Here is a 14,248-nt window from a genome sequence, read left to right on the forward strand (position 1 = left end):
GGCGAGAGAGCGATAGCGTGGCCTTCAGCTCACCACCACCTCATAACCGGTGTACTTGCGCAGGTTGATCACGCCGCTGTCGAGGATCAGGTACTGGCCCTTGAGGCCGAGCAGGGTCCCCGAGACGTGGGGCGTCTTGTCGAGGTTATGCGAGGCCACCTTGGTGGGGTATTCGAGTACCGGGTAGTCGAAGGCCACGGGGGAGTCATCGAGTACCTGGATCGCGTCGTCACCGAAGCGCTCGCGCAGGTTGGCCAAGCCGCTCTCGAGCCGCGCCAGCAGGCGGTCACGCTCGGCAGGCAGATCGAGCCCGACGGTATCGTTTTTGAGCATGGCCCGCCAGTTGGTGCGGTCGGAGACCTCCTCCTTGAACAACACCTCAACGAAGCCCGATTGCTGTCGGGTCTCAACGCGCAGGATCGGCAACGCCTGCACGGCGCCCTGATCGAGCCAGCGCGTCGGGACTTGGGTGCCACGTGTGATGCCTACCTTCAGGTCCGAGGCATTGGCCAGATAGACGATGTGCGGCTGGAAGCAGTGACGCTCGCCCCAGGCCGGCTCGCGACAGGTGCCCTCGAAGAAGTGGCAGAGTTCGGGCTTCATGATGCAGGTATCGCACTGGGCGAGTGTCTTGAAGCAAGGGTAACAGTAGCCCTGTGCAAAGCTTTTCTTGGTTGCCCGGCCGCAGTGGGTACAGACGATGGCACCGGTCCATTCCAAAGTAAAGGGCTTGCCGAGCATAGCGTTGAGATCGCGGCGATGCTCGCCGGCCCGCAGGGTGTAGCGAGCCGGGGCGCCCGGTTCGATGGCCATCTTGCTCAGGCAACCCTGGAGGGGCGTTACGCTCTCGATCAGCGACAATTCAGTCACCGGCGGCATCCCGGGCCAGTCCCGTCATCTCCGGCGATACCCCCGCCCCACTGCTGTCGGCCCCGCAGGTGCGGCGTTCGAGATAGCCGACCCGCTCACGCTCCGGGACCTTGTTCTCGGCTTCGTAACGCATCACCGCCTCGAGACAAAGCGCGGTCTGTTCGGTGCTGAGCATGCGGCCATCCGGCCACTTGCGCAGGGAGACCGCCTGTTTGAGGCTTGCGTAGATGGCCGGGGTCATCTGCTGGATCATTCGCTCGAAGGTCATATCGCTCATGGCATCGTTCTCTCAGGAGTGTTGACGGGCTCGGCCAGAATGATACCAGCCCAGCAACAGGCCCACGACCAGCCCACCCAGATGGGCCTCGTTCGCCACATTGCCGAAGCCGACCCATGCCGCCATGTCAGTCATGGTGAATACCATCCAGCCGAGCATGAACACCACCAGCATCTGCGGGACGAAGAAGCCGCTGCGCGGGGCGCGACGCGACATCAGCCAGACATAGCCCAGCAACGCGAAATCGACACCCGACATCCCGCCGAACAACACCGTGCCGGTGGCGTACTGGGCTAGGTTGGCGCCGATGCCAGCGACCAGCAGGATCGTCAGCATGCGCAGGCTGCCCTGCAGCCGTTCCACCTGGCGACCGAAATACCACAGCCACATCATGTTGAAGATCAGGTGCATCCAGCCAAAGTGCAGAAATGCCGGTGAAAGTAGGCGCCATACCTGTCCGGAACTCATCGCCTCGGTCAGGGTGCCGACGGCCAGGCTCCCCGTCGGGGTCACCCCCAGCGGCACAATGGCCAGCATGGCGATGACCAGATCGCCGAGCACCGCCATGGTGGCGAACACGACCAGGCAGACGATCAGGGTGGCCGCACTGACCGGCGCCTGGCGCAGCGGTCCCAGGAGGTCATTAATGCCGTGACGCGCGGGTGGCGGCTTGTCAGGCATCAGCGAATCGCCGCGCTGCCAGCGATGCAGCAGACGCAGCATCGCTTCCTGCTGGGACGGGTCAACCAGCCACAGCACCTGGCCATCGGCCTCCTCGGTCACGCGATGAGCAATGCGGTGCGCCCAGAGCGCGCGGCGTAACTCGCGCGCATCGGCATCCGGCGGAAGGACAATCACCCGGTACATGGCGACTCCAGCGCGGGTTGAGGCAAAAAACAGGCGTCGCTCATCGGCGTTAAGCGAGCGACCATAAAAAAACCGGCGGAGGGGCCGCCGGATAAGAGCAAGGAATCATTCAAGGGAACACTAACTCTGATAGCGCCAGCCGACGGGAGTTCAGTCGAGGAGAAGATTATTTGCGTAACATTTTGTATCAATCGAAATCGATCTCCCATGGCTGCGGTCTCGCCTCCTCCTCTCTCGGGACACCAACCCACACCAGGTGATCCGCATTGAGTCGACGCTCGCCGCTCCAGCGGTAGGCCACCAGACGGCCGAACTTGACGGCACTATAGTCCAGACAGGCGATGTTGGGCGTCGGCAAGGCCGGCACGCCCTCGCACCAGTAGTGACCGATGAACAGGGGGGGCTGTTCGGGACCATAGTAGCTGAGCCGGGCGGATTCCTCCCGCGTCAGCGCGCGCTGTTCCAGATCGCCGGGCAGGTTGTCGGGCTGGAAGACGACGTCGCCCCAGGTTTGCGGCTGACGGGCCCAGAAATGGGTGCGAAAGCTGCGCCGGGTGAAGCCGTCCCCGGACTGAATCTGCACGCCCTCGGGCAACGGTATCTGCGTGCCGCGGGTCAGCCGGTCGAGAATGCGGCAGGCGCGTGTGCCTGGCGTGACCGACTCGACCAGAAAGGCCTTGTTGATGCGGGCATCGGGATGGTTGCGCTGCAGATCATCGATCAGCGGCTGGTCCCAGCAGGCATGCACGACGCGCAGGCCATCGTGCTCAAGGAAGAGTGGGATAGTCAAAAACCAGTCCAGGGCGTCTTCCCACTCCTGAGGATGATCGCGGAACTGCGCTAAAGTCTCATTGATGATGCGATTGTGTCGCGGACTGTGCTCGCGCAGCCAGTCATGACCAAGACTGGCTGGGCCTCGATGACAATAGGCCAGGGCGTTGACTTCGTGGTTGCCCATGACGATCTCTGCCTCGCCCTCCTCCACCATCCGTCGCGCAATGCTGACGGCGAGGCGGATGCGCGGACCACGATCGATCAAATCGCCGAGGAAGATCACGCGTCGACGGGGATGGCGATAAACCCCGCCGCGCTGGTGGTAACCCAGCTTCTCGAGCAGCGCCGCCAGAGTGGCGCCGCAGCCATGCACGTCGCCGATCAGGTCGTAGCCTTCGATCCTCACCGATGTCGTCACGTCAGTCCCCCAGGCGATTACTCCAGCCCAGCTTGCTGCGCAGGACCTCGTAGAAGTTGTGCCCCAACGGATGCACCAGCTGTACGCGCTGTGGCTTGCGGCGGATGACCAGAACATCGTCGGGTTTGGCGACGGCGCGCGTCTGGCCGTCGCAGCTGATGTGGGGATAGGTCTGGTTGGTCTCGCCGATATGCAGGCGAATCTCGCTGGCGGCATCGATGGCGATGGGTCGGCTCGAGAGCGTATGGGGGAACATCGGGACTAGCGTGACGACCTCCAGCTTGGGGTGCATGATCGGCCCTCCGCCAGACAACGAATAGGCCGTCGAGCCGGTCGGCGTGGCGATGATCAGGCCATCGCTGCGCTGGCTATAGACGAACTGGTCATCGATGAACAACTCGAACTCGATCATCCGCACAGCCTTGCCCGGATGCACGACCACCTCGTTGAGCGCATCGCCATTGCCGACCGATTCGCCGTCGCGGTAGAGCTCGGCATCGAGCAGAAAGCGCTCTTCCAGCTCGAAGCGCCCGTCCAGCACCTCGCCAACGCGCACTTCAATCTCATCGGGCGAGATATCGGTGAGAAAGCCCAACCTGCCGCGATTCACGCCCAGCACCAGGGTGCCACTATGGCAAAGCGTGCGCGCGGCACCGAGCAGACTGCCATCACCCCCGACCACAATCACCAGGTCGCACAGCTCGCCAAGCACACGACGCGTGGCCTCGGGATGACCATGATCGAGCAGGACCGTGGCGGTCCTGTCTTCGATGATGACGTGATAGTCTCGCTCGTCGAGGAAGCGGATGAGGCGCTTCAGGGTCTCGACGACCTTGGCGCTGCCCAGGCGGCCGATCAGGCCAATATTCCTGAACCCAGGGTTATGATAGGGAACTTCCATGCGCTGGTCTCTCGCGTCGCGACCGCTCATTATGGCGTTTGCCCGGCGGGCGGGCAAACCGGGTCAGGCCGCTTGCGCGGTGCGATGGCGCTGCCACCGGTCGTTGACCAGCAGCGAGAACACGATGATCGCGCCGCCCAGCGCCAGCCGTGGCATATCCGCATCGCGGTTCCAGATCATCAGGTTGACCAGCAAACCCGCGGGAATCAGGGCGTTGTTCATGATCGCCAGCGTGCCGGCATCCACGCGGGTGGCGCCCAGGTTCCACAGGAAGTAACCCAGCCCCGAGGCCACGAGTCCCAGCCAGGCCAGCACGGCCCATTGCATGCCGGTGGTGGGTAATGCCTCGCCACTCCCCAGCACGAAGAACGCCGGTAGGGCCACCCCCAGCGCGCCGAGGTAGAACCAGGCGAAGATGCTGTGCCGAGGTAGCGAGGCCGGCAATGCCGAGGAGAGTCGGCGATAACCCACCTGCCCCAGCGCGAAGCAGACATTGGCCCCCTGCACGACCAGAAAGCCGAGCCAGAATGTATCGCTGATGCCCTGATAGCGGATTACCGCCGCCCCGATGACCGCGAGCGCCGCGGTGACAAGATGGAAGGGGGTGAAGCGGCCAAACAGGGCGTCGTCGATCAAGGTGACATAGATGGGCGTAAAGATGGTGAACAGAAGCACCTCTGGCACCGACAGCAGCAGGAAGGACTGATAGAAGAAGATGTACATCACCCCTAGTTGGACGGCGCCCAATCCCATCAAGGCGAGACGCAGTCGCCCCTTGAGCAGCGACGGCCGCAGGAAGGGCAGGAACACCAGCATTGCCAGCACGACCCGGATGAGTACCGCAAAATAGCTGTCGACCTGCCCGGCCAGATAGACCCCAATCAGCGAGAAAGACAAGGCCCACAGTGCCGTGACACCGACAAGATAACCCACGGTAAACTCCAATGGCTTTTGAGGTTGACCGGCAGTATACCGCCCCACTTGGTTCATGCAATGCGGTGGCGCTCACGTCATGCGCCGACCGTTACCATCGAAGCTTTTCCGAATGGGCCGGGTTGTCGTTTTCGGCCTCGGGACTCAGGGCTTCCAGAAGCGGGTCGGGCTCCTCGGCCAGGTACTCGTCGAGCCGTTCGCGCGCCGTATCGCCAAAGAGAATCTCGCAAGCCTCGACAAGGCCGGGCGAATGGCGAATGGTGTCTTCGGGCACCACCAGCGAGATCTTGGATCGCCGACGCAGGAAGTCCTCGAGACGCGTGATCATTTCCCGACGCCGGGCATGGCGAAGTTCACAGCGCAGGTACTCCGTGCCGGCGATCAGCACATCGCCTTGCCGGGGGTCCTGGCGGATATCCTCGAGCATTTCCATGGCCTGGGCGCCGTAGCGGCGCCATAGGCGATCGCTGAGTGGCTCGGACGCCTCCGCGGAGGTCATGGCATCCAGATCCATCAGGCGGGCCTGTTGCATGAACGCCTCCCTGACAGCCTTGTCGGGTTCGCCATACCAGCGGAAGTCTGGGAACGGGATGTCCACCCCGAGCTTGCTCACCTCCTCGACAATTTCCTCCCCAACGTTGAGGCAGTCGGTCAGCTTGCCGCCGAAGATGCTTAGATGACGACTCTCGGCGTCGATGTCGACCGCATGCTTGCGTGATAACTGCAGGAAGTCGCGATCGCCGCCCGAGCTGGCCTTGACCGCTAACGGGCGAACGCCGCAGCGGGTGGCGATGATGTCGCTCGTCTGGAGGGGCTTGTCGAGGTTCAAACGCTTGTTGATGTTGTCGAGGACGAAGGCCACATCGTCGTCGGTCACGCCGACTTCAGGCTTCTCGACCCGCGTATCGGTCGTACCGACGCAGGTTCGCGTACCCATGGGGATAACGAAGAACAATCGACCGTCATCGGCAAAGAAGGCTAGCACGCGACCGCTGGCAGTCAGGCGCGGCACGATCAGATGGATTCCCTTGGAAAAGACATGCTGGTAATCGGTCTTCTGCCCGGAAAGATTGTTGTGCTGGTCGACCCAGGGGCCGGCGGCATTGACCATGACGCGCGAGCGTATCGCGAAAGTCTCGCCGCTCATGCGATCTCGTACCTGGGTCACCCAGCGGTGCTGCTCGCGTTGCGCGCCCAGTGATTCCACGTAATTGGCCGCCACTGCGCCGAAATCCAGTGAACTGCGCACGAAGTTGAAGACGAAGCGCGCGTCGTTGTCGTGCAGATAGGCGTCGGAATACTCGAAGCCGCCCACGGCGCCATCAATATTGATGATGGCTTCTTCTTCCTTGATCCGCTTGGGCGAGAGGAACTGCGGTATTCGGGTAAAGGCGTTGCCGATGAACCAGTACAGCCAGGCGCCGGCCCAGAGATATAGCGGGTGATAGCGAAACCCGCGGGTGATCGTGGTCAAGAAGCGGATTTCCTGAACCGTCGAGGGATAGCTCTTGATCAGGTGATTTCGGCTCTTGCACAGCTTGCGGACCAGTGCGAAATCGCGGCTTTCCATGTACTTGATGCCACCCCAGACCAGATTCGAGGAATGCATGCTGGTACTGCCGGCGAAATCGCCACGATCGATCAGCGCGACCTTGACGCCCTTGCCGCTGAGCGCCGCCGCCGCCGACGCGCCATTGATCCCTCCCCCGACGACCAGGACATCGAATTCCCGCTCGGATAGCTGTCGAATGTTGTTCTGGCGAAGTTGCATTTTGAGGCCCTTCTTCCAACAAGAGCCCCGCTCAGCGTGCGCCGAGCGGGGCCATGGTCCCGTTCGGGCAACCGGTCATGTCACTGCCTGGGCCTCCCCGCGAGGGAGACCAGGATGAGCCGACTGGCTCATCCCTCGAGCATCAGCGTGATCCGGCGGCCATCCAATCTTCCATCATCTGGTCGTAAGGCACGGTCTTGCCTTCCGGCATCTCGTTGTCGAGCTTGGCCTTGGGTGAACCTTCCTGTGAGAGCCAGTATTCCGGATCACGTTCTTCGTTGAGCACCGGCGAGTAGGTCTCGAACACACGGGCCCGCGCCAGGCGCGCCATGATGCTGTCGAGATCCGCGGCCAGGTTGTCCAGCGCCTCCTTCGGTGTGATATCGCCGCTGACCGCCGGTGCCAGGTTCTGCCACCACAGCGGCGCCATGCGCGGATAGTCCGGGACGTTGGTGCTCGATGGCGTCCACATGGACTCGTTGGGGCTGCGGTAGAATTCCACCAGGCCACCGAGTTTGGGTGCCATCTCGGTCATCTGATCGGAGAAGACGTCGGACTCACGAATCGGCGTGAGGCCGGCCATCAGTTTCTCTAGCGAGACCGTCTTGGCGGTGGTGAACTGCGCATACAGCCAGGCGGCGGTGCGGCGATCCTCGGGCGTGGAATCGAAGAAGGTCCAGGAGCCCACGTCCTGATAGCCAACCTTCATGCCCTCTTCCCAGTACGGCCCGGTCGGTGAGGGCGCCATCCGCCACTTGGGGTTGCCTTCATCGTCGGTGACCGCCACGTCGGGTGAGGTCATGTCGGCGGTGAAGGCGGTGTACCAGAATATCTGCTGGGCAATCTGGCCCTGCGCCGGTACTGGTCCGGCCTCACCGAAGGTCATGCCCTGAGCTTCTTGCGGTGCATAATCGCGCAGCCAGTCGACCATCTTGGTCACCGCGAACACCGATGCGGGTGAGTTGGTAGCGCCACCGCGGCTCACACTTGCGCCGACGGGCTGGCTATCCTCGTTGACGCGAATGCCCCAGTCGTCCACCGGGTTGCCGAAGGGCACGCCGGGGCTGCCCATGCCGGCCATGGAGAGCCAGGAGTCATGGAAACGCCAGCCCAGCGACGGATCGCGGCGGCCGTAATCCATGTGACCGTAGACCGTCTCGCCGTCGATCTCGCCGACATGCTCGGTAAAGAACTCGGCAATGTCCTCGTAGGCCGTCCAGTTGGTCGGCACACCCAAGTCGTAGCCGTAGGTGTCGCGGAACTGCTCCTGAAGATCCTCGCGCTGGAACCAGTCATAGCGGAACCAATAAAGGTTGGCGAACTGCTGGGTGGGCAGCTGGTAGATGCTGCCATCCGGACCGGTGGTATACTGAAGACCGATGAAATCATCCAGGTCCAGCGTCGGCAGAGTATAGTCGGCCCACTCGTTCTCCATTGCCTCGGAAAGGTTAATGGTGGTGCCGTAACGGATATGGGTACCGATGGCATCCGAATCGTTAACGTAACCATCGTAGATATTGCGGCCCGATTGCATCTGGGTCTGCATGTTGTTGACCACATCACCTTCGCCGATGATGTTGTGTGTGACGTCGATACCCGTCAGTTCGCTGAAGGCCTCGGCCAGCACGTCACGCTCGTAGACGTGCGTGGTCAGGCCTTCGGACACGACATTGATTTCCATGTCGCGGAATGGCTCGGCTGCCTGAGCGAACCACTCGAGCTCGGCAATCTGCTCTTCGCGAGTCAAAGTCGAATCCTGAAAGTGCTCATCGATCAAACGCTCGATGATGGCACTGGTGTCGTGGTTATCGGCGTGCAGCGAGCCGCTTGCCAGCATCACGCTGGCAGCCAGCAGAGAGAGTCGCATTCTTGTCGGTTTCATAATGACCTCTTCGTGTGTGTAGCCCGTCCGTGAGCAAATGACTCCATGGCTTTGCATCAACCCCAGCGCATCAGTATCAATAACCAGAGCACTGATGCTCCCAGGGCCAACCAAATACTTAGCGGCGTGAAACCCACCACTAGCAGGTGGATATAACCTGCCGACAAAAGACCGATAAACAGCCGATCCCCGCGCGTGGTCGAAATCGGCAAGAAGCCCTTGCGTTCCACCGTCGGCGATACCACTTCCCACATCGTCATCCCGGCAAGCATTGCCGCGATGGTGGAGAAGAAGATCGTCGTGGGCACCGTCCAGACCATCCATTCCATGACGCCTCCTCCCTCAGGTGCGGCCCAGGGCGAAGCCCTTGGCGATATGGTTGCGGACGAAATAGACCACCAGGATGCCCGGCAGGATCGTCAACACGCCGGCGGCGGCCAGCGTGCCCCAATCGATGCCCGAGGCCGTGGAAGTGCTGGTCATCACCGAGGCAATCGGCTGGGCTCCCGTCGAGGTCAAGGTGCTGGCCAGCAACAGCTCGACCCACGAGAACATGAACAGGAAGAACAGCGTGACCCCTATCCCTGAGCTGATCATGGGAATGAAGATCTTGATAAAGAACTTCGGAAAGCTGTAACCGTCGATGAAGGCCGTCTCGTCGATTTCCTTGGGCACGCCGCTCATGAACCCTTCGAGAATCCAGATCGCCAGCGGAATATTGAACAGGCAATGCGCCAGCGCCACGGCTATGTGCGTATCGAAGAGCCCAACCGTGTAATAGAGCTGAAAGTACGGCAGCAGAAAGACCGCGGGCGGCGCCATGAGGTTGGTTAACAACCAGAAGAACAGATGCTTGTCACCGATGAACTTGTAGCGGCTGAAGGCGTAGGCCGCGGGCAGCGCCACCAGAATGCTGATGAACATGTTCATCACGACATAGGCGATCGAGTTCAGATAACCCATGTACCAGGTCGACGTGGTGAATATCTTGCCGTAGTGCTCAAAGGTGAAATCTTTCGGCCACAGGGTCAGCCCGCCGAGGATCTCTGTATTCGACTGAAACGACATGTTCAGCAGCCAGTAGATCGGCAGCAGCACGAAGAGCAAATACAGGCCCATCAGCATCTTGGGACGCCACCTAAGTGGTGCCGAACGCGATTTCCTTCTGCGACTGGCATCCGCCGCTGCGGCACGCTGGCGAACCGCCGTGGGGGTATGGGGCATGGAATCCGTCATGTCAGATTCCCTCCTCTTGTTTTTCTTTCTGCATGTTCATGATCGCGGTGTAGAAGACCCAACTGACCAGCAGGATGATCAGGAAATAGATCAGCGAAAATGCCGCCGAGGGACCGAGGTCCTGCTGGCCGATCGCCATGGTGGTCAGCGACTGGCTGAGAAAGGTCGTCGAGCTACCCGGCCCGCCGCCGGTCAAGACGAAGGGTTCGGCGTAGATCATGAAGGAGTGCATGAAGCGCAACAGCACACCGATCACCAGCACATTGGTCAGCTTCGGCAACTGGATGTATCGAAACACCGACCATTTGGAGGCCCGGTCGATACGTGCCGCCTGGTAATAGGCCTCGGGAATCGAGCGCAGGCCGCTGTAGCAAAGCAGAGCGATCAGCGGCGTCCAGTGCCAGACGTCCATCAGGATGATGGTGCCCCAGGCATCCACGGTGCTGCGCGTGATGTTGTAGCCATACCCCAGCTCGCGGAGCCCCCAGCCCATCAGGCCGATGTCGCCACGGGTAAATATCTGCCAGATGCTGCCCACCACGTTCCAGGGAATCAGCAGCGGCAAGGTCACCAGTATCAACACGACCGATGCTTGCCAGCCTTTCTTGGGCATGATCAAGGCAATCCCGATACCCAACGGCACCTCAATCGCAAGTACCGTCATGGAGAACGCGAACTGGCGCAACAGGGCTGCCTGAAGGGTCGGATCATTGAGCATCTGAGCAAACCATTCGGTCCCCGTGAAGAAACGGGTATTGGCATCGAAAACGTCCTGCACCGAATAATTCACGACCGTCATCAACGGAATGATCGCCGAAAAGGCGACAAGCACCAGCATGGGCAATATCAGCCACCATGCCTTGTTGTCATAGACTTTATTCATGATTTATCTCCACACGGTACTCATCGACATACATCCCGATACGCTCTTGGGGAAAACGGATAAATGCCTTCCCCTTAGGGGTCGATTGTTCCTCATCGATACGCGCTTTCAGCAGCACATCTCCGAACCGCAGTGAGAGAACCGAGTAAGTTCCCAGGTCCTGAGCACCAACCACATCTACCTCCATGCCACCATCGACTGGCGTGTCATGAACTTCGATAAAGTCGGGGCGAATACCCAGCTTGATATTGTCGGAATGCGTATTGGCGATGATGCTGCAGACACGCTGATCGACCGGCACGACATGCTTTCCGCTTAACAATTTGCCATCACGTACACGCACATCGACGAAGTTCATTCCGGGGCTACCGATGAAATAACCGACAAAGGTATGTGCCGGCTGCTCAAACAACTGGCGTGGGGTACCAAATTGCACCACCTGCCCTTCGTACATGACCGCGATCTTGTCGGCGAACGTCGAGGCTTCTAACTGATCGTGGGTCACATAGACCATGGTGATATTAAAGCGCCGGTGAATCTCCTTGAGCTTGCGGCGTAGCTTCCATTTCAACTGGGGGTCGATGACGGTTAATGGCTCATCGAACAGGATTGCCGAGACATCCTCGCGTACCAGGCCTCGACCCATGGAAACCTTCTGCTTCTCGTCGGCCGTCAGGTTCTTGGCCTTGCGTTTCAGTTGAGGTGTTAGTTCGAGAACATCGGCGACTTCGCGCACCTTTTCGCGAATCTTAGCTTCGTCGATCCCCACGTTTCTCAGTGGAAAGGCAAGGTTGTCGAACACCGTCATGGTGTCGTAGATCACCGGAAACTGAAAAACCTGCGCGATGTTGCGCTGCTCGGGCGGCAGGTCGTTGACGAGCTCCCCGTCGAAAAGTACCTCACCACTGGAGGGCTGCAGCAAGCCGGAGATGATGTTCAACAGAGTGGATTTTCCGCAACCAGAGGGGCCCAGCAAGGCATAGGCGCCCCCCTGCTCCCATACGTGATCCATTTCCCGTATGGCATAGTCCTCGGGAGAGGTTGGGTTCTTCAGGTAGGAATGCGCCAGGGTCTTGAGCGTGATTTCTGCCATGTCACATACCTCCCAGATGGGTGGGAATGTGGACGACAGCCCCTTGCCTGTCGAAGGCATACACCTTATGCGTCGGGAAGTAGAGCGCTACCGGATCATCGGGATCAAATTCGTGAACGCCCTCGAGCAGCACCGTCATGTGGAAGAGATCATTGTGCACATGCAGAAATGTCTCCGAGCCGCTGATTTCGGCGATATCGACCTTCATTTCGACCTCGATGTCATCGGTCGCCCGGCGCTCCAGGGTGATATGGGATGCTCGAACGCCGAAACGGTATTCGCCCGGCGGCAGTGAACGCAGATCGTCGTTGACAGGAAAGCGAATCCGATTATCGAAGCTCACTTCCGAGCCAGAGATATTGCCTCGGACAATATTGATGGGCGGTTCAGAGAACATCTCGGCGGTCTGGATATCTCGCGGCCGATGATAGACGTCTTCGGTGCGGCCATATTGCAGCAACCGACCCTCATGCAAGACAGCCGTGTTTCCGCCAAGCGCCAAGGCTTCCCCAGGCTCGGTCGTGGCATAGACCGCAATACAGTTGCGCTGGCCGAATAGGGTATTCAGTTCCTCGCGCAATTCTTCGCGAAGCTTATAGTCCAGGTTGACCAGCGGTTCGTCGAAGAGAATGACATCGGCATCTTTTACTAGCGCCCTTCCCATGGCGGTGCGCTGCTGTTGGCCACCGGACAGCTCGAGAGGATAGCGATCGAGAAAATGTTCGATATGCAACATTTCAGCCGTTTCGCGAACACGTCGATCGATTTCCCCGACGCTGACCTTGGCCAGCCTCAACGGAGACGCGATGTTCTCGTAGACGTTTAATGCCGGGTAATTGATGAACTGTTGATAGACCATTGACACATTGCGACGACGGACCGAGACGCCGGTGACGTCTTCTCCATCCATCAGGATGCGCCCGCGGGTCGGTGCCTCAAGCCCCGCCATCAGGCGCATCAGCGTCGTCTTTCCGGCCAGGGTGCGCCCCAGCAGGACATTGAACGAACCCGGCGCGAGTTCGAGATTGATGCCCTCAATGTGCGTGGCACCGTTGACCACATGATCGATGTTTTCAAGGATCAGGGACATTGTGTCCTCGTTTTCATCGTTGTTCTGCTGCGTTAGGGAAGACCGCCGGCCTTGATCGTGTAGGCCGACCTGCCATGAATGCGTATTGATCGACCGTCACGGCAATGGAACGGTGGTCTCGGTGAGACGCTTGTCGACACCACCAGCGGTGGGCGTTGGGAAGAGCGGCATGTTCGGCACCCCGAATTATCGTTATGAAGGGTCGGCATTCGTGGCTGACGGCAGATCCGCGCGTCTATATGTTCTATTTCAATCACGAATAACCAAAAATGTTCGTTTCCGATAACGAGACTAGCCTAGCCGGCGCCCCTGAGCAATGGGAGGAACGGCTAACACGCCTTATACCATGGTCTAAAAAACTAGGTATCGAGAGAGAAGTTCGCGGCGAAAAGTACAGGAAGGCAATGGGATTTCAGAGGGATACGACATGATGATACAAAACGCAGGATCGCTGCATTTTCATATTCGATCATGGCGTGAGGACTGCCGGAAGGATGTCAGTCACGCTGCTTCTTGAAGAGCCACCAGAATGCATGTCCCACGCCTGGCAGCCATCCCAAAAACGTAAGCAACACATTGATGGCAATTCGCACAAGCCCGCCACCGGCAAGCCCCACTGCCAGTGGCGGCACCAGAATGGCCAATACGAACAGAGCGATGCGTGGCGCCGCTGGTTCAATCATGGGGGGTTCCAAGGCTTTTTCGAACCCGGGGGCCTTTTCATTACGATCGACCCGTACGGCATCGCCGGCAGCAGGCGTGAAGGACTGCACAGCGCTTTGGTCTGAATGCGCGACCGCTCGGCGATGCGCCTCATGGTCAATCTTTTGATCAATCTGTTCGGCAGCGTCGGCCAGGTCCTCATGATGTTTTTCCCAATCTTCCCAATCATGCGGAGTCCCGGCACGAGGCGGTTGCCCTCCTGCCTCTCGGGCTCGGGCCCAGGCTTTCTCTTCCAGCGTATTGGGACGCTCCGGTTCGCGACCCGAATCGATACCCTTGCGGGCCATGTATTCTCGAGCGTCCATATCATGTCTCCTTGATTGTGCCTCACCGCGAAGGGTGGTATGGGTAAAAAAGTCATTGTGGCTTACTTGGAAATCATTGCCTGGATGGGGTTCCGTCGCGCCCGGATAATGCGAAAGTATAACGTTGGCTATTATCGTTGTTGCTGTCACCATGCTCCGCGCCCGTCGGCTATGCTGTACTCGAGACCGGGCCAGGCGCCCGAATACCGGCATCAATGCAGCAAA

14 protein-coding genes are annotated in these 14,248 nt (G+C 59.8%); all 14 read right to left on the minus strand.

Annotation, left to right across the window (positions count from 1 at the left end):
• Positions 1-24: 24 nt before the first annotated feature.
• Complete coding sequence (locus KG088_RS15815) at positions 25-879, minus strand: DUF2797 domain-containing protein (protein WP_406565616.1); 855 nt, start codon at positions 877-879, stop codon at positions 25-27.
• Positions 863-1,147 carry a YeaC family protein gene (locus KG088_RS15820; RefSeq protein ID WP_213826980.1) on the minus strand — a complete coding sequence of 95 codons (285 nt, stop codon included), beginning with the start codon at positions 1,145-1,147 and terminating at the stop codon, positions 863-865. Before KG088_RS15820 ends, KG088_RS15815 begins: the two co-directional genes overlap by 17 nt.
• A 12-nt stretch (positions 1,148-1,159) precedes the next feature.
• Complete coding sequence (locus KG088_RS15825; protein ID WP_213826982.1) at positions 1,160-2,014, minus strand: rhomboid family intramembrane serine protease; 855 nt, start codon at positions 2,012-2,014, stop codon at positions 1,160-1,162.
• A gap of 187 nt (positions 2,015-2,201) precedes the next feature.
• Positions 2,202-3,188: a metallophosphoesterase gene (locus KG088_RS15830; protein ID WP_213827112.1), complete on the minus strand. Its 987-nt coding sequence runs from the start codon at positions 3,186-3,188 to the stop codon at positions 2,202-2,204.
• A gap of 19 nt (positions 3,189-3,207) precedes the next feature.
• Entirely contained in the window at positions 3,208-4,107 is a 900-nt protein-coding gene (locus KG088_RS15835; RefSeq protein ID WP_213826984.1) for an NAD(+) kinase, read from the minus strand.
• Between the two features lie 63 nt (positions 4,108-4,170).
• On the minus strand, positions 4,171-5,040 hold the full coding sequence (locus KG088_RS15840) for a DMT family transporter (RefSeq protein WP_213826987.1): 870 nt from the start codon (positions 5,038-5,040) through the stop codon (positions 4,171-4,173).
• A 91-nt stretch (positions 5,041-5,131) separates the two neighbouring features.
• Positions 5,132-6,811 carry a glycerol-3-phosphate dehydrogenase/oxidase gene (locus KG088_RS15845; protein WP_213826989.1) on the minus strand — a complete coding sequence of 560 codons (1,680 nt, stop codon included), beginning with the start codon at positions 6,809-6,811 and terminating at the stop codon, positions 5,132-5,134.
• A gap of 142 nt (positions 6,812-6,953) precedes the next feature.
• A complete protein-coding gene (locus KG088_RS15850) occupies positions 6,954-8,693 on the minus strand; it encodes an ABC transporter substrate-binding protein (RefSeq protein WP_213826990.1) in 1,740 nt (579 codons plus the stop codon).
• A gap of 56 nt (positions 8,694-8,749) precedes the next feature.
• Positions 8,750-9,022 (minus strand): DUF2160 domain-containing protein, encoded by a 273-nt coding sequence (locus KG088_RS15855; protein ID WP_213826992.1) that lies wholly within the window; start codon positions 9,020-9,022, stop codon positions 8,750-8,752.
• Positions 9,023-9,035: 13 nt separating this feature from the next.
• Positions 9,036-9,917: a carbohydrate ABC transporter permease gene (locus KG088_RS15860; protein ID WP_455026878.1), complete on the minus strand. Its 882-nt coding sequence runs from the start codon at positions 9,915-9,917 to the stop codon at positions 9,036-9,038.
• Positions 9,918-9,930: 13 nt separating this feature from the next.
• Entirely contained in the window at positions 9,931-10,812 is an 882-nt protein-coding gene (locus KG088_RS15865; protein WP_213826997.1) for a carbohydrate ABC transporter permease, read from the minus strand.
• Positions 10,805-11,905 (minus strand): ABC transporter ATP-binding protein, encoded by a 1,101-nt coding sequence (locus tag KG088_RS15870; protein ID WP_213826999.1) that lies wholly within the window; start codon positions 11,903-11,905, stop codon positions 10,805-10,807. Before KG088_RS15870 ends, KG088_RS15865 begins: the two co-directional genes overlap by 8 nt.
• A 1-nt stretch (position 11,906) precedes the next feature.
• A complete protein-coding gene (locus tag KG088_RS15875; protein ID WP_213827001.1) occupies positions 11,907-12,995 on the minus strand; it encodes an ABC transporter ATP-binding protein in 1,089 nt (362 codons plus the stop codon).
• A gap of 497 nt (positions 12,996-13,492) precedes the next feature.
• Positions 13,493-14,176, minus strand: a complete 684-nt coding sequence (locus tag KG088_RS15880) for a YqaE/Pmp3 family membrane protein (protein WP_319941455.1) — start codon at positions 14,174-14,176, stop codon at positions 13,493-13,495.
• Positions 14,177-14,248: the final 72 nt, after the last annotated feature.

The sequence above is a fragment of the Halomonas jincaotanensis genome, from assembly GCF_018448785.1.
GTDB classification, from domain to species: domain Bacteria; phylum Pseudomonadota; class Gammaproteobacteria; order Pseudomonadales; family Halomonadaceae; genus Halomonas; species Halomonas jincaotanensis.